The sequence below is a fragment of the Olsenella sp. oral taxon 809 str. F0356 genome (genome assembly GCF_000233535.1).
Lineage (GTDB): Bacteria > Actinomycetota > Coriobacteriia > Coriobacteriales > Atopobiaceae > Olsenella_I > Olsenella_I phocaeensis.
Genome location: NZ_JH376563.1, coordinates 895,442 through 916,559 on the forward strand (window position 1 = coordinate 895,442; position 21,118 = coordinate 916,559).

Annotated in this window: 15 protein-coding genes, 2 tRNA genes and 1 pseudogene; 15 read left to right on the forward strand and 3 right to left on the reverse strand. The window is 68.2% G+C overall.

Annotated elements, in window-relative coordinates:
* Positions 1-53: 53 nt before the first annotated feature.
* From HMPREF1008_RS04075 to HMPREF1008_RS04085, 3 genes are all read left to right on the forward strand, one after another.
* Positions 54-129 (forward strand) — tRNA-Thr (locus HMPREF1008_RS04075).
* A gap of 518 nt (positions 130-647) precedes the next feature.
* On the forward strand, positions 648-2,459 hold the full coding sequence (locus tag HMPREF1008_RS04080; RefSeq protein ID WP_009278567.1) for an ABC transporter ATP-binding protein: 1,812 nt from the start codon (positions 648-650) through the stop codon (positions 2,457-2,459).
* A 236-nt stretch (positions 2,460-2,695) separates the two neighbouring features.
* The gene (locus tag HMPREF1008_RS04085) at positions 2,696-3,730 is read left to right on the forward strand and encodes a YeiH family protein (protein ID WP_009278568.1); all 1,035 of its coding nucleotides are present in this window, start codon (positions 2,696-2,698) and stop codon (positions 3,728-3,730) included.
* A gap of 13 nt (positions 3,731-3,743) precedes the next feature.
* On the opposite strand, the gene HMPREF1008_RS04090 is transcribed toward HMPREF1008_RS04085, so the two are convergent.
* Positions 3,744-4,565, reverse strand: a complete 822-nt coding sequence (locus tag HMPREF1008_RS04090; protein ID WP_009278569.1) for an HAD-IIB family hydrolase — start codon at positions 4,563-4,565, stop codon at positions 3,744-3,746.
* An 866-nt stretch (positions 4,566-5,431) separates the two neighbouring features.
* Between HMPREF1008_RS04090 and cysK the strand changes: the two genes are divergently transcribed.
* From cysK to HMPREF1008_RS04140, 10 genes are all read left to right on the forward strand, one after another.
* Positions 5,432-6,343, forward strand: a complete 912-nt coding sequence (gene cysK, locus HMPREF1008_RS04095; RefSeq protein WP_009278570.1) for a cysteine synthase A — start codon at positions 5,432-5,434, stop codon at positions 6,341-6,343.
* 141 nt (positions 6,344-6,484) lie between these two features.
* A complete protein-coding gene (gene cysE / locus HMPREF1008_RS04100; RefSeq protein ID WP_009278571.1) occupies positions 6,485-7,177 on the forward strand; it encodes a serine O-acetyltransferase in 693 nt (230 codons plus the stop codon).
* 172 nt (positions 7,178-7,349) lie between these two features.
* The gene (locus tag HMPREF1008_RS04105; RefSeq protein ID WP_009278573.1) at positions 7,350-8,399 is read left to right on the forward strand and encodes an inorganic phosphate transporter; all 1,050 of its coding nucleotides are present in this window, start codon (positions 7,350-7,352) and stop codon (positions 8,397-8,399) included.
* A 78-nt stretch (positions 8,400-8,477) separates the two neighbouring features.
* The gene (locus HMPREF1008_RS04110; protein ID WP_009278574.1) at positions 8,478-9,110 is read left to right on the forward strand and encodes a DUF47 domain-containing protein; all 633 of its coding nucleotides are present in this window, start codon (positions 8,478-8,480) and stop codon (positions 9,108-9,110) included.
* 688 nt (positions 9,111-9,798) lie between these two features.
* Positions 9,799-10,449, forward strand: coding sequence for an MptD family putative ECF transporter S component (locus HMPREF1008_RS04115; RefSeq protein WP_009278576.1), 651 nt, complete (start codon positions 9,799-9,801; stop codon positions 10,447-10,449).
* Positions 10,449-11,174 carry an energy-coupling factor transporter transmembrane component T gene (locus tag HMPREF1008_RS04120; RefSeq protein ID WP_009278577.1) on the forward strand — a complete coding sequence of 242 codons (726 nt, stop codon included), beginning with the start codon at positions 10,449-10,451 and terminating at the stop codon, positions 11,172-11,174. The genes HMPREF1008_RS04115 and HMPREF1008_RS04120 overlap by 1 nt, the downstream gene beginning before the upstream one ends.
* Positions 11,171-12,631: an ABC transporter ATP-binding protein gene (locus HMPREF1008_RS04125; protein WP_009278578.1), complete on the forward strand. Its 1,461-nt coding sequence runs from the start codon at positions 11,171-11,173 to the stop codon at positions 12,629-12,631. The genes HMPREF1008_RS04120 and HMPREF1008_RS04125 overlap by 4 nt, the downstream gene beginning before the upstream one ends.
* A 13-nt stretch (positions 12,632-12,644) precedes the next feature.
* Positions 12,645-13,595, forward strand: coding sequence for an AraC family transcriptional regulator (locus tag HMPREF1008_RS04130; RefSeq protein ID WP_040656946.1), 951 nt, complete (start codon positions 12,645-12,647; stop codon positions 13,593-13,595).
* A gap of 166 nt (positions 13,596-13,761) precedes the next feature.
* Positions 13,762-15,633: an ABC transporter ATP-binding protein gene (locus HMPREF1008_RS04135; RefSeq protein ID WP_009278580.1), complete on the forward strand. Its 1,872-nt coding sequence runs from the start codon at positions 13,762-13,764 to the stop codon at positions 15,631-15,633.
* Positions 15,627-17,390 carry an ABC transporter ATP-binding protein gene (locus HMPREF1008_RS04140; RefSeq protein WP_009278581.1) on the forward strand — a complete coding sequence of 588 codons (1,764 nt, stop codon included), beginning with the start codon at positions 15,627-15,629 and terminating at the stop codon, positions 17,388-17,390. Before HMPREF1008_RS04135 ends, HMPREF1008_RS04140 begins: the two co-directional genes overlap by 7 nt.
* Positions 17,391-17,891: 501 nt before the next feature.
* On the opposite strand, the gene HMPREF1008_RS04145 is transcribed toward HMPREF1008_RS04140, so the two are convergent.
* Positions 17,892-18,941: a low specificity L-threonine aldolase gene (locus HMPREF1008_RS04145; protein ID WP_009278583.1), complete on the reverse strand. Its 1,050-nt coding sequence runs from the start codon at positions 18,939-18,941 to the stop codon at positions 17,892-17,894.
* Between the two features lie 147 nt (positions 18,942-19,088).
* Positions 19,089-19,163, reverse strand: a tRNA-Gln gene (locus HMPREF1008_RS04150).
* Between the two features lie 318 nt (positions 19,164-19,481).
* On the opposite strand from HMPREF1008_RS04150, the pseudogene HMPREF1008_RS10775 reads away from it, so the two are divergent.
* Together HMPREF1008_RS10775 and HMPREF1008_RS10780 are read left to right on the forward strand one after the other, a co-directional pair.
* Positions 19,482-20,471: pseudogene (locus tag HMPREF1008_RS10775) on the forward strand (PTS transporter subunit EIIC); the annotation flags it as partial.
* A 282-nt stretch (positions 20,472-20,753) separates the two neighbouring features.
* Complete coding sequence (locus HMPREF1008_RS10780) at positions 20,754-21,026, forward strand: PTS transporter subunit EIIB (protein ID WP_232202877.1); 273 nt, start codon at positions 20,754-20,756, stop codon at positions 21,024-21,026.
* The last annotated feature ends 92 nt before the right edge of the window (positions 21,027-21,118 follow it).

The window sequence follows — 21,118 nt, forward strand, 5'->3', positions numbered from 1 at the left end:
AGGGCGAGGGATTCCATGTAGTATCCTATCTGCTGCAAGGCAGCCATAGGGTTGCCAGCATAGCTCAGTTGGTAGAGCACCGCTCTCGTAAAGCGGGGGTCATCAGTTCGAGTCTGATTGCTGGCTCCATGTAAAGTCGCAGGTCGGAGGGGTCGTTTCCTCTCCGGCCTGCTTTCCTTTTCCAAGCCGTTTTCCGGCTTAGTCCACGGATGGTCTACGGGGATGTCCATCGCGTTGGGCACGCGTCGCAGCCGGACACCGCAGCCGGAAGCTGCGTGCGGTTTTGGAGTTGTATGCGGTTCTCACAAACAATGAAATATGCAAGTGACTCATCTACCTGCGCAAATAGAAAGCCCCATCCGATTGCGGTAGTTTTTCAGGCGAGAAAACCGCATACAACTCCGCCGCAAGAAGCGCTCCGATGCAGGTAGCGCTCCGATGTGGGCAGCACTCCGATGCAGGCGGAGCTTCGCCGCAAGCGGCAGCTGGGATGCCAGCGTGCCGGCTTGACGCTCCCTGCGGCCGCCCCAGGCGCGCCGCACGGTCATCTAGAGATTTCGTCCTGGGCATAAGCACCCGCCCGAATGGGCATCCTGCCAGAAGGCTCGTGCGCGAGCCTTCCCGACCGACGCAAGCAGGAGCAGCACATGGGCCTTCGCAGCACCACCAACTCCAATGACCGCGGCACCATCAGGCGCACGCTCCACTACTTCTGGTGGGTCACCCGCCAGCGTCCCGGTGCCTTCGCGCTCTCGGTGGTCAGCTCGGTGGGGTACACCGCCCTTCTCACCTTTGCCAACACCTACGTGATGGGCCTCATAGTGGACCGCGTTCAGGCCTCGCCCGTCGCGCCCGACCAGGTCCTTTCGGTGTTCGGCCCGTACATCCTGGCCCTCCTCCTGGTCAACGCCCTGGGCCAGACCCTCTCCAAGCTGCAGGACCTCTCGGTCTACCAGCTCGAGATAAACGGCAACTACCAGCTCTCGCGCCTCTGCTTTGACACCCTCTCCAACCAGTCGATGACCTTCCACAACAGCCGCTTCGGGGGTAGCCTGGTGAGCCAGACCTCACGCTTCGTCTCGGGCTACTCGGGCCTCGTCGACGTGGTGACCTACAGCCTGTACCCCACGCTGGCCTCGATCGTGCTCACCGTGGGCATGCTCGCGCCGGTGGCCCCCAGCTTCGTGGCCATCCTCATGGTCATGCTCGTGGTCTACGTGGTCCTGGCGTATCGCATGTACAAGCGCATCCTTCCCCTCGCCGCGCAGGCGTCGACCGCCCAGAACCGCCTCTCGGGCGTGCTCTCGGACGCCGTGACCAACATCCTGGCCGTCAAGACCTACGGTCGCGAGGACTTCGAGCGCCAGACCTTCACCACGGCCGACCGCGAGGCCATGGCGGCCGAGAACGCCAACATGCGCGCCACCATGCGTCGCGGCTTCACGACCTCGGCGCTCATCACGGTGATCATGTTCGTGGTCTCGATCTTCGTGTCGGGCGGCAATGCCTGGTTTGGCATCAGCGCGGGCACCCTGGTCATGATGTTCACCTATACCTACAACCTGACCATGCGCTTCAACTACTTCAACTCCATGATGCAGCGCATCAACCGCGCCCTGGGTGACGCGGCCGAGATGACGCGCGTCCTGGACGAGCCCACCCTCGTGGCGGACGACGAGGGCGCGGGCGCGCTCGTGGTGGGCGAGGGTGACATCGACTTCGAGCACATCGGCTTCCACTACGCCGACGCACAGGAGGACGACAAGGTCTTCCGCGACCTCAACCTGCACATCCCCGCTGGCCAGCGCGTCGGGCTCGTGGGTCGCTCGGGTTCCGGCAAGACAACCCTCACCAAGCTGCTCCTGCGCCTGGACGACGTTCAGGAGGGCCGCGTGCTCGTGGACGGCCAGGACGTGAGCCGCTGCACCCAGCAGTCCCTGCGCCAGCAGGTCGCCTACGTGCCCCAGGAGGCCCTGCTCTTCCACCGCAGCATCAGGGAGAACATCGCCTACGGCCGGCCTGACGCCACCGAGGGGCAGATTCGCGCCGCGTCCGCCGAGGCGAACGCCCTCGAGTTCATAGACCGCCTGCCACAGGGCATGGACACCATGGTGGGCGAGAGGGGCGTCAAGCTCAGCGGCGGACAGCGCCAGCGCGTGGCCATAGCCCGCGCCATCTTGGTGGACGCGCCCATCCTGGTCCTGGACGAGGCGACGAGTGCGCTCGACTCCGAGTCGGAGGCGCTGGTCCAGGGCGCGCTCGAGAACCTGATGCGCGGACGCACCGCCATCGTCGTCGCGCATCGCCTCTCGACCGTGGCGTCGCTGGACCGCATCGTCGTGCTCTCGGACGGCAGGATCGTGGAGGACGGCACCCACCACGAGCTGGTCGAGGCGGACGGCGAGTACGCTGGCCTCTGGAACCGCCAGACCGGCGGCTTTCTGGAGGGTGCGGAGTAGGGCCTCTCAAGGGGGCTTCGACCATAGGCGGCCATGGGGGCCAAGCGGACGAGAGGGGCGCGCTGCCGTGGCGGTCGCCCCTCTCCCTTTTTGGATGGGGTTTGTGCTGGCGCACGTCGTCCGGGCTCGGCTTGGGTGTACGCTATCGAGGTTTTGTAGCCGAGCGGGCATGGCGTCGTGGGGTACGGTCCCGTGGCACCCGCCTCCGTGGCGCCCGCAGTCAGAGAGGCACGAGCATGACTCAGTTCGCCAGAGAGAACGGCAGGGGCATCCTCCTCTGCCTGGCCATCGCCATTCCCTGTTGGATCGTGGGGACGGCCGTCCCCGTCGTGGGAGGGCCCGTGCTCTCCATCGTCGCGGGCATGGTCGTGGCACTCTTCCTGAAGGAGTGCGGCAGCCTTGACGCGGGCGTCTCGTTCACCTCGAAGAAGCTGCTCCAGGCCGCCGTCGTGCTCCTGGGCTTCGGCCTCGACCTGCGCGTCGTGCTCCAGACGGGTGCCCAGTCGCTGCCCATCATCGTGCTGACCATCGGCACCTCGCTCGTCGTGGCCTATGCGATGCACCGCCTCCTGGACGTGCCGAGCAAGATCTCGACCCTCGTCGGCGTGGGCTCCTCCATCTGCGGCGGGTCGGCCATCGCCGCCACCGCGCCCGTCGTGGACGCGGATGACGCCGAGGTCGCGCAGGCGATGTCGGTCATCTTCCTCTTCAACCTGATCGCGGCTCTGGTGTTTCCTGCCATCGGGGCGGCGCTGGGCTTCAGCACCACGAGCGGCGAGGCATTCGGCATCTTTGCCGGCACGGCCGTGAACGACACCTCTTCCGTCACCGCCACCGCCTCGACCTGGGACTCGCTCTATGGGCTGGGCACTGCCACGCTGGACAAGGCGGTGACCGTCAAGCTCACGCGCACCCTGGCCATCATCCCCATCACCCTTGTGCTGGCGCTGCTGCGCGCCCGTAGGGAGCGGGGTGGCGAAGGCAGCTCCTTCAGCCTCAGGCGCGCCTTCCCCATGTTCCTGCTGTGGTTCGTCGTGGCGTCGCTCGTCACCACCGTCGCCGCGACCGCCGGGGTCCCCGCCAGTGCCTTCGCGCCGCTCAAGACCCTGAGCAAGTTCCTCATCGTCATGGCCATGGCCGCCATAGGCCTCAACACCGACGTGGTCAAGCTGGTGCGCACTGGGGGCAAGCCCATCGCCCTGGGCTTCTGCTGCTGGGTCGGCATCATAGCCATGAGTCTCGTGTCCCAGCACCTGCTGGGCATCTGGTAGGTGGTCGCGTCCCTCAGAAGAGTCGCTCGATGACCTCGACGATGCCGTCGTGGTCGCAGTCCGCCACGACCAGGTCGCAGGCCGTGCGGACGCGCTCGTTGGCGTTGCCCATGGCGACGCCCATGCCGGCGGCGCGAAGCACGGCGAGGTCGTTGTCGTCGTCGCCCACGGCCACGGCGAGCTCCATGGGCACGCCCAGGAGCTCGCAGAGGCGCCTGAGCCCCGATGCCTTGTTCACGCCTCGCGGCGTGCACTCGAGGGAGCCGACCTCCGCGTCTGCCAGGGCAAGGGTGGTGGTCGCCTCGAGGGTGGCCCGGCTGCGATCGCGTGCCGCGGCGTCGTGGTGGTGGATGTCCACCTTCACCACCTCGTCCGCGTGCGCGAGCGCGTAGGAGCGCAGGTCGTCCACTTCCGTGTAGTTGCGCTCGAACATGGGGCGGTAGACCCCCACGTTGAACTCGGGGCAGCGGGCGATGAGCCCCCGCTGCACGACGGAGAGCGCGCAGGTCGCCAGGTGGACCATGGCGTCCTGCGCGGCGGCTGCGTCGAGGCAGGCCACGAGCTCCTCCCGAGGGATGGGGGAGAGGTGGATTTGTCGCCTCGCCCGCAGGTCATAGACGAGGCCGCCGCTGTCGAGCGAGGCATGGGTCAGGAAGGCCAGCTCGCGGGAGTAGTCCGCGATCTCTGCCAGGCCCCGTCCGGTCGAGAGGGCGACCACGACGCCGGAGTCCGCCAGCTCTCGCACGGCAGAGAGCGTTCGAGGCGAGACGCGCTTCTGCGAGTTGAGCAGGGTGCCATCCATGTCGAGCGCGAGGAGCCGGGGCTTGGCGAGCATCTTTCCTCCCGAGGTCGTGTCACTTCTCGCTTGAGTCTAGATGATGGCGCCGGCGTGGGGTGTCGGGCCGGCCAGCAGGTCGCATGGCGGGTTGGATGACGGACCGGCCGGCAGGTCGCGTGGCGGGTTGGACGACAGCATTTTGCGCAGAATGCGGGCGATTTTCGCGTTTGCCCAGGATTCGGGGAGAGGAGACAGCAAATCTCACAGAATGCTGTCACCATCCCATGCCCGTCCGTACCTCCAGCGCCATTGTGCCTGCAGGCTCGCTCGCGTCGCACGCCAGCTTGCGCCGTACTCCAGCCCGCGCTGCATGCCAGCCGGCACTGCATGCCAGCCCGCGCCGCCAGTACCCCGGCGAGCCCCCCATCGTGGATTCCGCCCGCTCGCTCAGCCCCGCGTGTTACGAATGTATTGCGCGCGATGGGAAAACGCCGTTCTCGCTTGACGAAGCTCCTGTCGAGTCCTTTAATACCTACTGTCATACTAGGAATTAGGCACCGCAGCAAAATGCCGCAGCGACGTGCCCGAGCGGGCGGGAGGGGAGCGAGCGTGAGCCAGAGCCTTCACATCATTACCTGCGCCTGTTGTCGTTCCATCCCACGTCTCCCTCGACGTCGATGTCGGGTCGCCCGCGCATAGTCCGGAACGACCCAACTGCCGGAGCAGGACTTCGGCGACAGATCGCGAATCGAGCGGAGACGTGCTGCGTCCCCGCTTTTTTATGTCGGCAGGACGCGGGGCGTGGCAGATGCGAACGCATCACGCGCCATGAGGGTCGCGACCCAACCCAGCTCCTACCACGGACCCAACTCAAGCCACACCACCAGGGGCACCAAGCGCCCTTCGATCCGAGAGGAACAACCATGAACTACGCAGAGAAGATCGACGCCCTCATCGGCGGCACCCCGCTCGTCGACCTGTCGGTGCTTGCCGGCGGCAAGGCCACCATCCTGGGCAAGTACGAGGCCACCAACCCCGGCGGCTCCGTGAAGGACCGCGTCGCCCGAGTCATGCTCGACGCGGCCGAGGCCGACGGCAGCCTGCGCCCCGGCGGCACCGTGATCGAGCCCACCAGCGGCAACACCGGCGTCGGCCTGGCCATGCTCAGCGCCGCGCGCGGCTACCACATGATCCTGGTCATGCCCGAGACAATGTCCGTCGAGCGCCGCAAGCTCGCCGCGAGCTACGGTGTGCGCATCGAGCTCACCCCCGGCAAACTGGGCATGAGGGGCGCCATCGCCCGTGCCGAGGAGCTGCGCGCCAGCATCCCCGGCTCCATCATCGCCGGTCAGTTCGAGAATCCGGCAAACCCCCGTGCCCACTACCAGACCACCGGCCCCGAGGTCTGGGCCGACACCGACGGAAAGGTGGACGCCATCGTCGCGGGCGTGGGCACCGGCGGGACCATCTCGGGCACCGCGCGCTACCTGAAGGAGCGGAGGGCCGACGTCCGCGCCATCGCCGTCGAGCCCGAGGAGTCGCAGGTGCTGGCGGGCAAGCCGGCCGGCGGTCATCGCATCCAGGGGATCGGGGCGGGCTTCGTCCCCAAGAACTACGACGCCTCCGTGGTGGACGAGGTCCTTCCCGTGAGCTCTGACGACGCCATCCAGACAAAGAAGCGCCTTGCGGACGAGCTGGGGCTCCTGGTGGGCATCTCGTCCGGCGCGGCGGTCGCGGCGGCAGTCGAGCTCGCCGGTCGCGCCGAGTACGCGGGCAAGGTCATCGTCGCCATCCTGCCCGACACGGGCGAGCGCTACCTCTCGATGGAGCTCTAGGGGGTGGTTGCCGGAGCCGCGCCTGCGACTCCGGCGCCTGGCGTCCTACCAGGCACGTGAACGGGCCTCGGGGGAGGCCCAGCGCGACGGGGACCGAGGCACGTGGGAGCGCGCAAGGCAAGGTCGGGGGAGAGGGACATCATGGAACTTATAGAGGCAGGCCACCAGCTCGCCGGTACCCGCGGGTCCGTGGCGTCTGGCGCCGCCGCGCAGGACCGGCCGCGCCTGACCCTGCGCGAGCGTCTGCGCGAGGACGTCCAGGCGGTGCTCGACCGCGACCCCAGTGCGACCTCCGCCCGCGACGTCGTCCTCTTTGCCACGGGCCTGCATGCTGTGTGGTCGTACCGGCGCAACCACTGGCTCTGGGAGCACGGTGCGCGCAGGCTTGCCACCTACCTCTCGCAGCGCACGCGCCGTCGCCTCGGGGTCGAGATCCACCCCGCTGCGACAATAGGCCGCCGCTTCGTCATAGACCACGGCATGGGCGTGGTTATCGGTGCCACGGCGGTGATAGGCGACGACGTGATGCTCTACCAGGGCGTCACCCTGGGCATGACGGGCAAGCATGCGGGCAAGCGGCATCCCACCCTGGGCAACAACGTCATGGTCGGAGCGCGCGCCACCATCCTGGGCGACATTCGCATAGGCAACGGCTCCAAGGTCGGGGCCGGCGCCGTGGTGCTCCACGACGTGCCCGACGACGTGACCGTGGCCGGCGTCCCCGCCTCCGTCGTGCGCGAGCACCGCTGCTGGGAGGCCGGGCGCCTCTCGCTCGTCCCCGATGTGGTGGCCCAGGCGGACGACGAGAACCTGCGTTGGTCCTGCTCACTCTAGCCGTCCTCGGGGACGTCCCTGCATTTGCGGTCCTTGGCGCGACGGTCCGTTCCGAGGCTATATAATCTGACCTGGTGCCGCTGGGGCATGGTTACACCTCCAGGTCACCAGGGCGGTTGAGCTGGCCGCCTTGCGCCGCCTGCGTCTGCCTGACCCGACAGAAGGGTGACCCATGATCAGCTTCCCCCAATTCCTGCAGATACTCGCCTCGAACCCCTTCCTGGCGGTCGTGATGGTGCTCATCCTGGGCACCATCTTCGTCAACGGGTCGACGGACGCCGCAAACGCCATCGCCGAGCCGGTGGGCACGCGTTCCATCGGCGTCAACGAGGCCATCGCGATGAGCGTCGTCTGCAACTTCGTGGGCCTGGTGGCGATGTCGTTCATCTCCACCGCCGTGGCCGACACCATGAGCGGCATGGTCGACTTCGGCGGGGACACGCACGCCGCCCTCATCGCGCTCGCCGCCGCCACGGTGGGCATCGTGGCCTGGGGCGTGGGGGCCTGGGTCTTTGGCATCCCCACCTCAGAGAGCCATGCCCTCATCGCCGGCCTCACCGGCGCCGCGCTCGCCGTGCACGGCGGCCTGGGCGGCGTCAACATGGGCGAGTGGGTCAAGGTCGTCTATGGCCTGGTCCTCTCCACCGTCCTGGGCTACCTGGCAGGCTGGGGCATAGCCAAGTTGATCCCCGTTGCCTGCAGGAACGCCGACCGCCGTCGCGCCAACGACTTCTTCGGCCGCATGCAGGTGGTCGGCGCCGCGGGCGTGGCCCTCATGCACGGTGCCCAGGACGGCCAGAAGTTCATGTCCACCGCCATGGTGGCGATCGCGCTCGCCGCGAACATGGGCGTCTCGGACGTGGGCGGCTTCCCCCTGTGGATCGAGGTGCTCTGCGCCGGCGTCATGGCCCTGGGCACCGCCGTGGGTGGCAAGAAGATTATCAAGACCGTGGGCATGAGCATGGTGCAGCTGGACAAGTACCAGGGCTTCGCCGCGTCCATCAGCGCCACGGCGTCACTGCTCGTCGCCACGCTCACAGGCCTTCCCGTCTCGACCACGCACACCAAGACGGCGGCCATCATGGGTGCCGGAGCGGCCGAGAACGTCCGCTCCGTCAACTGGGCGATCGCCAAGGACATGGTCCTGACCTGGGTATTCACCTTCCCGGGCTGCGGGCTCATCGGGTACCTCCTCGCCCGGCTCTTCCTCGTGCTCTTCTAGGGGCACGCATTGACCGGTGGCCCGAGCGGCAGCCGGGCCTCCAACGACCAACGGACCACGCGCAGAAAAGAGAGGGACATGGCTCGCATCAAGAAGGAAGACCCGTTCTACACCCTGCTGAGAGACTTCTCGACCGAGATCCTTGCCACCGCCGAGGACTACGTGAAGTTCGTCGAGGGCTACCCCGACTCCATCACCATGATTCCCGCCATGAAGCTCCACGAGGGGTGCTCGGACGAGCACGTGCGCAAGATCATGAAGGAGCTCTATGCCTCCTTCATCACCCCCTTCGATCGCAACGATATCTCTGACCTGGCCCTCAAGATGGATGACATCGTGGACTACATCGAGGGCGTCTGCACGGGTCTGGACCTCTTCAACATGAGTGGCACCCGCGTCGAGGCGCGGCAGATGGCCGAGCTCACCCTGCAGGCCATCAAGGAGCTCTGCGTGATGTTCGACCACCTGTCCGACTACAAGAGCGACCCCGTGGTCATGGAGAAGGCCATCGCCGTGGGCAACATCGAGGACGAGGGCGACAACGTCTACGAGCAGGGCCTGCGCAACCTCTTCCACGACGACACCCTGGACGAGGCGCGTCGCGGCCACGTGGTGGGCTGGATGCGCGTCTTCGATCGCATGGAGGGCTGCCTGGACGCCTGCGACGCCGCGGCGGGCGTCGTGCGCTCCGTGATCATGAAGAGCGCGTAGGGCAGGCAGGGCAGGGGCTGGGCGAGAGGGGCTCGGCTTCGGGCCTGCGGCCGCTCGCTCGACAGCGTCCGACGCGTTTCTCGTCCAGCGTCGACAACGCCCGGCGCGTCTTCGCGTTCGCGCGACAACGTCCGGCGCGTCTCTCGCCTGTTCGACAACGTCCGACAACGCCCAGCGCGTCCCTGGCGCGCCCGACAACGTCTAACGCGTCTCTCGCCTGCTCGACAACGTCCAACGCGTCTCGAGTTCGCGCGACAACGTCCGGCGCGTCTTGTCGCTCCGCATCGCCCCAGTTGGCGCGCGACAGTCGCGCGCGTTGGGCGCTTTCGGCGCAAGCGGAGACGCGTTCGGCGCTCTCGACGCGGAGAGAGGCGCATTGGACGTCGCAGAGGCGCCATCGCACGCGTTCGGCGTGCACGGCGTCGAGTGGCGCGCACGAAACGCCGCCGGCGTCGAGTGGCATGCGTCGGGCGCCCCCGCGACAGGCCCCGCGGCGGAGAACGAGGAAGCAACTCGTAGCGCCTCCGCGTGCGAGCTACTCGCGCTTCCTGTCCAAATGGACCATTCGCGTCCTAACGGACTAGGGAGGTGCGAGGCAAGATGCTACGCTCTTCCAACAGTAACCCTAAGCTAACTCCTTGCGAGTCCCATCGGGCTGGCTCGCAGGGCTTCTCGGAAAGGAAGACTCATGAGCGCACGCATACCCGCAAACGGCGACGCAAACGCCGGCGCCGCCTCCACCACCCCCTCCACAGACCTGGGCCTCAAGGGGCGCGACCTCATAACCATCGGCATCTTCACGGCCCTCTACTTCGCGCTGACCATGATTCCCATGTTCGTCTCGGGCATCCACCCCATGGTCTGGGCGTTCTTCCCCGCCATGGCAGCCATCCTGGGGTCCGTTCCCTTCATGCTGCTGTGTTCGCGCGTGCGGAAGCCCTTCGCCATCCTCATCATGGGCTCGGTGATGTGCCTCATCACCCTCACAGGCAGCTTCACGCCCCTCATCGTAGGGCTCTTCGTGGGCGGCGCTCTCCTGGCGGAGCTCGCGCGCTACCTGACCCACTACGAGCGCTACCTGGGCAACGCCGTCGCCTTCGCGTTCTTCTCCCTGGGCTGGCTGGGGTCGCCCCTGCCCATCTGGCTCTTCCACGACGCCTTCGCGGCCCACATCGCGCAGGCGGGCATGCCGGCCGAGTACGTCGCGCAGCTCGTCTCGGTCTCCGACCCCATCTGGATGGCGGCCTGCATAGGGGCGACCGTCGCGTGCGCGTGCCTTGGCTCCCTGCTCACGCGCGCGCTGTTCAGGAAGCACTTCGAGAGGGCGGGGCTCGTATAGTGGGACTCCCTGCCACCTCGCGTTCGCGGCAGGGGCATGGGGGAGAGGGGCGCGGCGGGCTCCTGAGGCTCGACCCGCGCACGCTCCTGGGGCTCCTCGTGGCTTCGACGCTGCTCTCGTTCCTCGGGCTTCCCCTGTGGCTCGAGGCGACCCTCGTCCTTGTGCTTGCCCTCCTCCAGGCGGCCTGCGGACATGCGGCGCTCGCCGTGCGCTCCGTCGTGACGTATGTCGTCGTGGTCGCTACGCTCGACCTCGTGCTGGCCCGGCTGGGCATCGTGTTCGTCTCGGCGTTCACCTACTCCCTCTCGCTTGCACGCTCCGTCTTCCTGTGCGGCATGTGCTGCGCCCTCATCGTCGCGGAGTGCAGCGTGCATCGCGCCGCAGCAGCGCTGCGTGCCCTGCATGCGCCCGAGCCCCTCATCATTCCGTTCTCCACCACCCTGCGCTACTTCCCGACTCTCGTGCGGGACGCCGGCCACATCCGCGACGCCATGGCCCTGCGCGACATCCCTCCTCTCGAGCGCCTCGAGGCCTTCGTGGTGCCCCTCATGGTCTGCGCCACCAACACGGCCGACGACCTCTCGCGTGCGGCGGTGTGCCGGGGCATCGAGGACCCCTCGCGCGTGACGGACACCGAGGGCCTGCGCATGCGCATGGCCGACTGGGCTGCGCTCGCATCGGCGGCGCTCGCGGTGGCCGTGGTGCGCAGCGGGGTGCTCCTGTGAGCGCGCCGGTCCCCGTGGCGTCGCTGCGGGACGTCGGCTGCCTCGCAGGAAAGAGGGCCCTCCTGGCGGACGTGTGCCTCGACGTCGGGCCCGGCGAGTGCGTCCTGCTCTGCGGGCGCTCCGGCTCCGGCAAGACCACCCTCACCAAGTGCATGAACGGCCTCGTCCCCGCGCTCGAGCCGGGGCTCGAGCGCACGGGCGAGCTACGCGTCCTGGGCATGGAGCCCCTGTCGTGCGAGACCTGGGAGCTCGCGCGCGTGGTCGGATCCGTCTTCCAGAACCCGAGGTCCCAGTTCTACCACCTCACGTCGACCGACGAGCTCGCCTTCGGCCTCGAGAACCGCGGGACCGACGCGGCCCGCATCGCCGCGCGCGTGCGCGAGGTGGTGTCGGACATGGGGCTGGAACGCCTCCTGGACCGCGACGTGTCCCGCATGAGCGGGGGAGAGAGGCAGGCGCTCGTGTTCGCCTCCGTCGCCGTGGCCGACCCGGAGCTCTACGTCCTGGACGAGCCCACCGCCAACCTGGACGAACGGGCGACGTCGGTGCTCCACGACCAGATCGCCGCCGTCCTCGCGCGGGGCAAGACCGTCGTGGTGGCCGAGCATCGCCTGGCCTTCCTCTCTGACCTCGTCACCAGGGCGCTCCTGGTCGAGGACGGACGCATCGTGCGAGAGATGGGCGCGGGCGAGCTCGCCTCCCTCACCGAGGGAGAGAGGCTGGCCCTGGGGCTGAGGGCGACGCTGCCGAGCCAGGTCCCCGCGCCCCACGTGGCCCCGGTGCCGTCCGAGGACGCCCCGGCGCTGGGAGAGGGCCTCTCCCTTCGCGGCCTCTCCGTGCTGCGTCATGGCAGGCAGGTCTTCTCTCCCCTGAGCCTCGACGCTCCCCGTGGCATGGTCACGGGAATCGTGGGTGCCAACGGCGCCGGCAAGTCCACCCTCCTGCGCGCCCTGGCCGGCCTCGAGCGACGGACCCAGGGCCGCGTGACGCTCGACGGCGTCCCGCAGTCGGGGCGCAGGCGGCGCAGGCGCTGCTCCATGGTCATGCAGGACGTCAACCACCAGCTGTTCAGCGACAGCGTGCGCGGGGAGTGCGAGCTCTCCTGCCGGGCGCGCGGGGACCTGGACGACCGTGGGGAGTACGGTGGCGTCGACGCCGTGCTCCGGTCGCTGGACCTCACGGACCTCGCCGAGCGACACCCCATGTCGCTCTCCGGCGGTCAGAAGCAGCGCCTGGCAATAGCCTGCGCGATGCTCTCGGGCAGGCCCGTCGCACTCTTCGACGAGCCGACGAGCGGCCTGGACCTCGGTCACATGATCGAGGTGAGCGCCCTCATGAGGAGGCTCGCTGACGCGGGGACGGCCGTGCTCGTGGCGACGCACGACTGGGAGCTTCTTGACAGGTGCTGCGACCGGGTCTTCAGGCTGGAGGGACGGGGCGATGGAATGGCGGGGTGACGGGGACGACGCGATGCGGCTCCTGATGGACGAGCTCGACCAGGCCGACAACATGAGCGTGAGCAGGGAGGGGGAGGGCTGCCGCATCACGGTGAAGAGCGATTCCGGCACGGGGTCGATGCTCTTCTACGAGGTCATGCCCGGCGTCATTCTCACCTACAACGACTTCCACATGGCCGAGTGCTACTCGGGGTTCTCGCGGAGCTCCGACTACCTGAGCGTCAACCACTGCCGCGAGGGGCGCCTCGAGCAGCTCATGCCCGGCGGGACCTACTCCTACACCTCGGCGGGTGACCTCAAGCTCGACGACATCTCGCACCATGCGGGGAACTACGTCTTCCCCGTCGAGCACTACCACGGCATCAGCATCGGCTTCGACGTCGCGGCCTGCAGCGACGGCGTGAGGGAGGCTCTCGGGAACCAGGCCCCGGACGTCTCGGAGCTCCGCCGCCGATTCTGCCGCGGGGGGAGCCCCTACGTGCTGCATGACTTCACGGAGGCGGAGGAGGTCTTCGCGGGTCTCTACCACGTGCGCCCGGCCATCCGCAGGCCCTTCGCCCGCCTCCGGGCGCTCGAGCTGCTGCTCCTGCTCTCGCAGCTGGAGTACGACGAGTCCTGCCATGCCGTCGAGTACTTCACGTGCGCGCAGGTGCAGAAGGTCAAGGAGGCCCGCCGCATCATGGTGGCGGACCTCATGAGCATCCATACCGTGGGAGAGCTGGCGGCTTGCGTCGGCATGCCGACGACGGCCTTCAAGGCCTGCTTCAAGGGCGTCTTCGGCCTGCCGCCCTATGCCTACCTGCGCTCGTATCGCATGGAGCGGGCGGCCGCGTTGCTGCGGTCGGGCAAGCTGTCCGTCGCGGCCATCGGCGCCCAGGTGGGCTACGACAGCCCGTCCAAGTTCACCGCGGCCTTCAAGGCGGTCATGGGGCTCACCCCCACGTCCTACCGCCGGGGGCAGTAGGGCACGTGTCGCGGCACAGGCCCGGGAACTTTCCTGTCCGGACGGGCCATTCGAGGCCACATGGGGCGGAAGTGCCAGCTCCAAGCACATAGAGTTCCCTGTCAGGACGGATTCCTTGTCCCGCCGCAGACGTCGGCGGGCTTCCTGAGGCGATGGAGGTGCCTGTATGGCAGAGGCCAGCGGAAGCGGTGGCAGGATTGGCGTCCCTGACGGTGGGGGCGGAAAGGGACGGAGAAGGGACACGCGTGGCTGGGTCTCCACGCTCCTCTCGTACGCTGGACGCTGCCGGGGCAAGATGGCGGCCTCGGTGCTGCTCTCGCTCCTGAGCGTGGGGGCGGGACTGGTGCCCTACTATGCGATCTATCGCGTGCTCGACGTGGTGCTCTTGGGGGGCGGCTGGGACGGGGTCGTGCCCTGGCTCGTCGTGGCGGTCGTGGCCCACGTCGCCACACGCCTGCTCTTCGCGGGCTCCACGCTCCTCTCGCACATCTCCGCCTACACCATCCTGGCCGACCTGCGCTACGACGTGGCGAGGAAGCTCATGCGCGCGTCGCTGGGCACCGCCACCTCCAAGGGCGTGGGATCGCTCAAAAACCTGCTCGTGGACCGCATCGAGTCCATCGAGGTGCCTCTCGCCCACATGATCCCCGAGCTCACGGGCAACCTGCTGCTCTCGCTGGGCATCCTCGCGTGGCTGTGGGCGGTGGACTGGCGCATGGCCCTGGCCTGCGCGGCGACCGTCCCCGTGGGCTTCCTCGTGTTCGCGAGCGGCTTTGCCAGCTACAACAGGATGTACGCCGGCTACATGGAGGCGAGCGACCACGTCAACAGCGTGATGGTCGAGTACATAGAGGGCATCCGCGTGGTGAAGGCCTTCAACCAGACCTCGGGGTCCTACAGGCGCTATGCGGACGCCGTGCGGGCGTTTCGCGACTACACGCTGGGATGGTTCAAGGCGACCTGGGTCACGCAGAACCTCGCCCTGGCGGTCATTCCCACCACGCTCCTGGGCGTGGTGCCCGCCGGCCTTGCGCTCTACCTCGAAGGCAGTCTCGACGCCGCCCAGTTCGCCCTCTGTTGCGTGCTCGCCCTGGCCGTGGTCATGCCCGTCACCTACCTGGGCGCCAGCTTCAACGTCGCCAACAACGTCTCCTACGCCATCGCGGACGCGAGGGAGTTCCTCGACCTTCCCGAGCTCCCCCAGCCCAGCGCCCGTGCGGACGTGCGGGGGCGGGGACTCGTCCTCGAGGGCGTGCGCTTCTCGTACGGGGAAGGTCGCGACGAGGTGCTGCACGGCGTCGACCTGGAGGTGGGGGAGGGCGAGTTCCTGGCCCTGGTTGGCCCCTCCGGCTCGGGCAAGTCGACCATCGCGCGGCTCGTCGCCCGCCACTGGGACGTCACTGCGGGCTCGGTGCGCATAGGTGGGCGAGACGTGCGCGACATGCCGCTCGACCAGCTCTCGGAGCTGGTGAGCTACGTGTCGCAGGACGACTACCTGCTGGCAGGGACCCTGCTCGACAACGTGCGCCTGGGGAGGCCGGGCGCCACGGACGAGGAGGTCCTGGCTGCCGCACGGGCCGCGAGCTGCGAGGAGTTCGTCTCTCGCCTGCCCCAGGGGTGGCAGACGCCGGCGGGCGAGGCGGGCCATGCCCTCTCGGGCGGGGAGCGGCAGCGCATCTGCATCGCGCGGGCGATTCTCAAGGACGCGCCGATCGTCGTCTTCGACGAGGCGACTGCCTTCGCCGACCCCCAGAACGAGGCGCGCATTCAGGCCTCGGTGGCCCGTCTGGCCAGGGGAAAGACCCTGGTGGTCATCGCGCACCGCCTCTCGACCATCACGGGGGCGGACCAGATCGCCGTGGTGAGCGAGGGGGCGATAGTTGCGCGTGGCACCCACGAGCAGCTCCTGGAGGGTTGCGAGCTGTATCGGGGCATGTGGCAGGCGCACGTGGGGGCCAGCTCCTGGGCGGCGGGGTCGCGCGGTGCAGCGGGTGCCTCGGAAGCGTCGGACAAGAAGGGGGATGACCGGTCATGCTGAGGGTCATCAGGAGGATCGTCGCGTGGTGTGGCTCGTATGGCTGGCGCGTCTACCTGGGCATGGCCATCTCTGTCCTGAGCGCGATTGCCATCGCGTCGCCCGCCTTCGTGGCGGCGCTTACCATGGGGCGTGTGGTCGAGGACGCCCAGGGAGGAGCCCCGCCCGACCCCTCCCTGGTGTGGCAGAGCGCGCTCGCGATCCTGGCCTGCGTGCTCCTGCGCTTCGCGGTCTCCTACGCGAAGAACCGCATCCAGGAGAGCGTGGGCTACGAGCGCGCGCCGGAGGTCCGCATAGAGGTCGGCGACGTGCTCAAGCGCGTGCCCCTGGGATACTTCTCGCGGGTGAGCACAGGTGACATACTCTCGACCGTGACCACCAACCTCTCGACCCTCGAGCTGGAGGGCGTGCGCCAGGCCGACGCCGCGGTGGGCGGCTACCTCTCTGCCGCGGTCATCACGGCGTGGCTCTTCTCGGTGAGCCCCTGGTGCGGCATGGTGTCGGTGTGCGCCGTCCTGGCTACCCTCCCCACCCTGAGGGCGGTCAACCGCGCGAGCGCCCGCCTCGCCGCCCGGGCGCATGCCGACCAGGAGCGCCTGTCCGGCTCGGTCGTGGAGCTCTTCAGGGGGCTGGGCATGGCGAAGTCCTACGGACATGCGGGCGCCGTGCTGAGGCCCTTCTCGGACGACGTCGACGCGCTGAGCGCCACGCGCGTCTCCATAGAGAAGGCCTACACGCCCATCAACGCGCTGCACAAGGGCATCCTGGAAGTCGCCTCGGTGGCGCTGCTGGGGGTCGCCGCCGCAGGGGCGCTGGCGGGGGAGGTGCCGCTCTGGAGCTTCGTGGGCATAGCGCTCTTCTCGACCACCATCTTCGGTGCCATCGGACGGCTGACCGACGCCGCCCACATGTTTGCCGACCTCGATGACGTGCTCGACCGCCTGGAGCGCATAGAGAAGGCCCCGTTCATCGACGGGGACGGGCGGGACGTGGTGCCGGAGCGCCACGACATACGCCTCGAGCACGTGAGCTTCTCGTACGAGGGACGCGACGGCGTCAGGCGAGAGGTGCTGCACGACGTGAGCCTGGACGTCCCGGAGGGATCGACCTGCGCGATTGTGGGGCCGAGCGGCTCGGGCAAGACCACCGTCTCGAGCCTCATGGCGCGCTTCTGGGACGTCGACTCCGGCAGGGTGTGCGTGGGCGGACACGACGTGCGCGAGTTCACCTGCGACAGCCTTCTGCAGAACTTCTCGATGGTGTTCCAGGACGTCTACCTCTTCGACGACACGATAGAGGCGAACATCGCCTTCGGGTGCGAGGGGGCCACGCACGAGCAGGTGGTCAAGGCGGCGCGGCGCGCGCGGTGCGACGAGTTCGTGAGCCAGCTGCCGCAGGGCTACGACACGGTGGTGGGAGAGGGTGGGAGTGCCCTCTCGGGCGGCGAGCGCCAGCGCGTCTCCATCGCGCGAGCCCTGCTCAAGGACGCTCCCATCGTCATCCTCGACGAGGCGACCGCCAGCATGGACCCCGAGAACGAGAGGCTGGTGCAGCTCGCGCTCACGGAGCTGACGCGCGACAAGACCGTCGTGGTCATCGCGCACCGCCTGCCCACGGTGGAGCAGGCCGACCAGATCCTGGTCATGGACCAGGGTCGCATAGTGCAGCGGGGCACGCACCGGGAGCTTCTGGAGCGAGAGGGGCTCTACCGCGACTTCGTGGAGGCACGTGCCCAGGCCGAGGGCTGGCGATTGGGCTAGGCTTCGGACTGGGCCCGAACGGGCTCCCGCCCCCAGGATCCTGCGGCGTTGAGCGTGCATGACGCGCCTCGCGTCCAGCGTTGACGTCGCCGGATGCGTCTCGCGCCTGTTCGACAACGTCCGGCGCGTCTCTGGCGCGCCCGAAAACGTCTAATGCGTCTCTCTCCTGTTCGACAACGTCCAGCGCGTCTCGAATTAGCGCGAAAACGTCCAACGCGTCTTGTCGCTCCGCATCGCCCCAGTTGGCGCGACGCCGCCGCGCGCGTTGGGCGCTCTCGGTGCAAACGGAGACGTGTTCGACGCTCTCGATGCGGAGAGAGACGCATTTGACGTCGTCGAGCTGCCGTCGCACGCGCTCGGCGTGCACGGCGCCGAGAGACGTGCGCGTGACGCCGCCGGCGCCGAGAGACGCGCGCCGGGCGCTATCGCTGCGAGCCTCGCACGTGCGAGACGCCATCGCTGCGGAGAAGAGCACGCCCTCGCGGCCGCTGCGCCCAACAGCTACGCCAGGGTCGCAGCAAACCCCAACAGCTCGTCCACGTCCTCCTGTCGCGTGGCCCAGGAGCAGACGAAGCGGATGACCTCTTCGCCCGTGGGCAGGACGGCGAAGGTCTCGGAGCCGACGGCCTCGTCGAAGGCGCGCGCCTGCTCGGGCGAGACCACGAAGAACTGCTGGTTGGTGGGGGAGTCCAGGTAGCTCCTGAAGCCCAGCCCGGCCATGCCCTCCCTGAGGCGCGCCGCGCACGTGTTGGCCTGCCGCGCCAGCCTCCAGTAGAGGGCCTCCCCGCTCCCGTCGCGCTCGAAGGCTGCCTCGAACTGAACGCCCAGGAGGCGTCCCTTGGCCATGAGGCCGCCCCTCTCCTTCACCAGATAGGGGAAGCTCCGCTTGAGCTCGGGGTTGGCGATGACCATCGCCTCGCCGAAGAGCATGCCGTTCTTGGTTCCTCCGATGTAGAAGGCACTCGCGCACTCGGCGATGTGCGTCAGGCTGAGGTCGTTGCCCTTGCTGGTGAGGGCGCTGCCCAGCCGCGCCCCGTCGACGAAGACCTTGAGCTCGTGTCCCTGGGCCCAGTCGCAGATGGCGTCGAAGCGCTCGCGACTCCACACGCCCCCGAACTCGGTCGAGTTGGTGATGTAGACCAACTTGGGAAGGGTCATGTGCCGCCCGGTGAGGGTCTGTCGCGCGTACACCTGCTCGGCCTGCTCTACCGAGAGGAAGCCGTCTGCGTCCTGGGTGGGTAGCACGGTGCGTCCACAGGCGGCGATGGCGCCGGTTTCGTGCACGTTGATGTGGGCGTCCTTGGTGCAGATGACGCCCTCCCAGTCGTGCAGCATGCCGGTCACGCCCACAACGTTAGCCGAGGTGCCGCCGATGCAGAACTCCACATTCACGTCGTCGCGGCCCACCTCGGCGCGAATGAGCTCGCGGGCCCGCTCGCAGTGAGGGTCTCCCTCGGTGTATCCCACGCACTGCTCGTCGTTGCTGCGAACGAGGGCGTCCAGGATCTGGGGTGCCGCGCCCTCGGAGTAGTCGTTCTTGAACATGCGCATGCCGCGCTCCTCTCGCCTTGCCGTTTCGTCCCGTCCATGGTGGCACCGTGCGTGCGGGCAGGGGCACATCGTGCGGACGGGCGGGGGGGCAAAAGGAAACAAAAAAGGCGGCGGAGAGAGGCCTTCCCTCCGCCGCCGATGCCGCGTTGGCTGGGGTAGTAGGATTCGAACCCACATTCCAGGCACCAAAAACCCGTGTCCTAACCGTTGGACGATACCCCAGTGCGCTCGCCGCGCTGGGCTTGCTTCGCCCCAGTCACGCAAGCAAGGTGTAGCAGGCAGATTGTAGCAGCTGGGCAGACGGTCCGCCAGACGGGCATGGGCGCTCCTGCCAGGACGTGCCAGGACGTGCCAGGACGTGCCAGGACGTGCCGACCGGTCCGCTCGCCGCGCGTCGTCGTTGCGATTCGCGAGTTCGTGCCGACGGGCCTCTCCCCATGCTATGTTCGAGGTGTGGACGTCCGGGCACAGGGGTCGGACGCGCTAGGGGCAGGGGGCCGGCGGCTCATGATGAAGGCGATCCAGCGCTTCGGCGGCGCCATGTTCGTTCCCGTGATGCTCTTCACCTTCGCGGGGGTGGTCATAGGCCTTGGCACGCTCTTCACCACGTCCAGCCTCATGGGTCCCCTCGCCGCGGAGTCCAGTGCCTGGGGACAGTTCTGGCGGGTCCTCCTCGCCGGCGGCTGGACCGTCTTCAACCAGCTCCCCCTGCTCTTTGCGGCATCGCTGCCCATTGGGCTCGCCCGCAAGCAGGCGAGTCGCTGCTGCATGGAGACACTCGTCGGCTACCTCAGCTTCAACTACTTCGTCGGTGCGATTCTAGGCGCCTAGGGTCCGGAGCTCGGCGTCGACTTCGCCGCGGAGCCCGGCGGCGCCTCGGGGCTCGCCCTCGTGGCGGGGATCAAGACCCTCGACATGGGCATGGTGGGTGCCCTCGTGGTCTCGGGCATCGTCATAGCCCTGCACGACCGCTTCTTCGACACCCGTCTGCCGGAGTGGTTGGGCGTCTTCTCGGGCTCGACCTTCGTGTACATGCTCTCGTTCTGCGCCATGCTGCCCCTGGCTGGCGTGGCGGTGCTCGTCTGGCCGCGCATCCAGGCAGGAATGTGCCTGCTGCAGGCGGCCATCGTTGGCGCGGGCACGCTGGGGGTGGGAGCCTTCGTCTTCCTCGAGAGGGTGCTCATCCCCTTTGGGCTGCACCATCTCCTCTATGCGCCGGCATACTACGACAACGTAGTGGTGAGCGGGGGCATCTATGCCGCCTGGGCCAACGCCCTTCCCCAGCTCGCGGCCAGCACGGCCCCGCTCAAGGAGCTCGCGCCCTGGGCCGCCATCACGGCCACGGGCTGGTCCAAGCTCTTCGGGACGCCGGGCATCGCCGCCGCCATGTACGTCACCGCCCGGCCCCAGAACCGCCGACGCCTCCTGGCGCTCCTCGTGCCTGCCACGCTCACGGCCGTGCTCTGCGGCGTGACGGAGCCGCTCGAGTTCACCTTCCTCTTCGTGGCCCCGCCGCTCTTCGTGATGCACGCCGCCCTCGCGGCCCTGCTCTCGATGGCGATCAACCTGTTGGGGGTCGTCGGTGTCTTCTCGGGTGGCCTGATAGAGATGTCGTCCTTCAACTTCGTCCCCCTCGCCGCCACCCACGGAGGCTCCTACCTCGCGGCCCTTGGCGTGGGTGTCTGCTTCGCCCTGCTGTACTTCGTCACGTTCCGTGCGCTCATCCTGCACTTCGACTTCCTGACTCCCGGCAGGGGAGTGGGGCCCGAGTTCGAGCTTGGAAGCAAGGGCGCCTTCCGCTCGCTCCACGGCATGGAGCAGCCGGCGGTCCCCTCTGACGACCGAGACGAGCTGGCGGCGCGCCTCCTCGAGCTCCTGGGAGGGCCGCAGAACGTGGAGGACGTGAGCTGCTGCGCCACCCGCCTGCGCGTGAGCGTGGCAGACCCTGCGCTCGTCGCCGCGGACGATGAGTTCGTGTGTGCCGGGGCCGTCGGCGTCATGCGCCGCGGACAGGCCCTGCAGGTCGTGGTGGGACTCTCCGTGGCAACGGTGCTCGAACGCCTCTGCGACCTCATCGAGGGCTGACATCGATACGGGGGTTGCGCGCGCCTCTCGCTCATGTGCCATGCCGCGGGAGACATGATGTGGGTGGACCTCCCTGCCGCCACAGGGGCGAT

What these genes read in the sequence shown, in the direction of transcription:
- HMPREF1008_RS04145 (WP_009278583.1), bottom strand. Translation starts at nt 18,941, where the DNA reads ATGCGCATGTTCAAGAACGACTACTCCGAGGGCGCGGCACCCCAGATC.
- HMPREF1008_RS04085 (WP_009278568.1), top strand. Translation starts at nt 2,696, where the DNA reads ATGACTCAGTTCGCCAGAGAGAACGGCAGGGGCATCCTCCTCTGCCTG.
- HMPREF1008_RS04115 (WP_009278576.1), top strand. Translation starts at nt 9,799, where the DNA reads ATGAGCGCACGCATACCCGCAAACGGCGACGCAAACGCCGGCGCCGCC.
- HMPREF1008_RS04130 (WP_040656946.1), top strand. Translation starts at nt 12,645, where the DNA reads ATGCGGCTCCTGATGGACGAGCTCGACCAGGCCGACAACATGAGCGTG.
- cysK (WP_009278570.1), top strand. Translation starts at nt 5,432, where the DNA reads ATGAACTACGCAGAGAAGATCGACGCCCTCATCGGCGGCACCCCGCTC.
- HMPREF1008_RS04135 (WP_009278580.1), top strand. Translation starts at nt 13,762, where the DNA reads ATGGCAGAGGCCAGCGGAAGCGGTGGCAGGATTGGCGTCCCTGACGGT.
- HMPREF1008_RS04080 (WP_009278567.1), top strand. Translation starts at nt 648, where the DNA reads ATGGGCCTTCGCAGCACCACCAACTCCAATGACCGCGGCACCATCAGG.
- HMPREF1008_RS04110 (WP_009278574.1), top strand. Translation starts at nt 8,478, where the DNA reads ATGGCTCGCATCAAGAAGGAAGACCCGTTCTACACCCTGCTGAGAGAC.
- cysE (WP_009278571.1), top strand. Translation starts at nt 6,485, where the DNA reads ATGGAACTTATAGAGGCAGGCCACCAGCTCGCCGGTACCCGCGGGTCC.
- HMPREF1008_RS10780 (WP_232202877.1), top strand. Translation starts at nt 20,754, where the DNA reads ATGGAGCAGCCGGCGGTCCCCTCTGACGACCGAGACGAGCTGGCGGCG.
- HMPREF1008_RS04140 (WP_009278581.1), top strand. Translation starts at nt 15,627, where the DNA reads ATGCTGAGGGTCATCAGGAGGATCGTCGCGTGGTGTGGCTCGTATGGC.
- HMPREF1008_RS04105 (WP_009278573.1), top strand. Translation starts at nt 7,350, where the DNA reads ATGATCAGCTTCCCCCAATTCCTGCAGATACTCGCCTCGAACCCCTTC.
- HMPREF1008_RS04090 (WP_009278569.1), bottom strand. Translation starts at nt 4,565, where the DNA reads ATGCTCGCCAAGCCCCGGCTCCTCGCGCTCGACATGGATGGCACCCTG.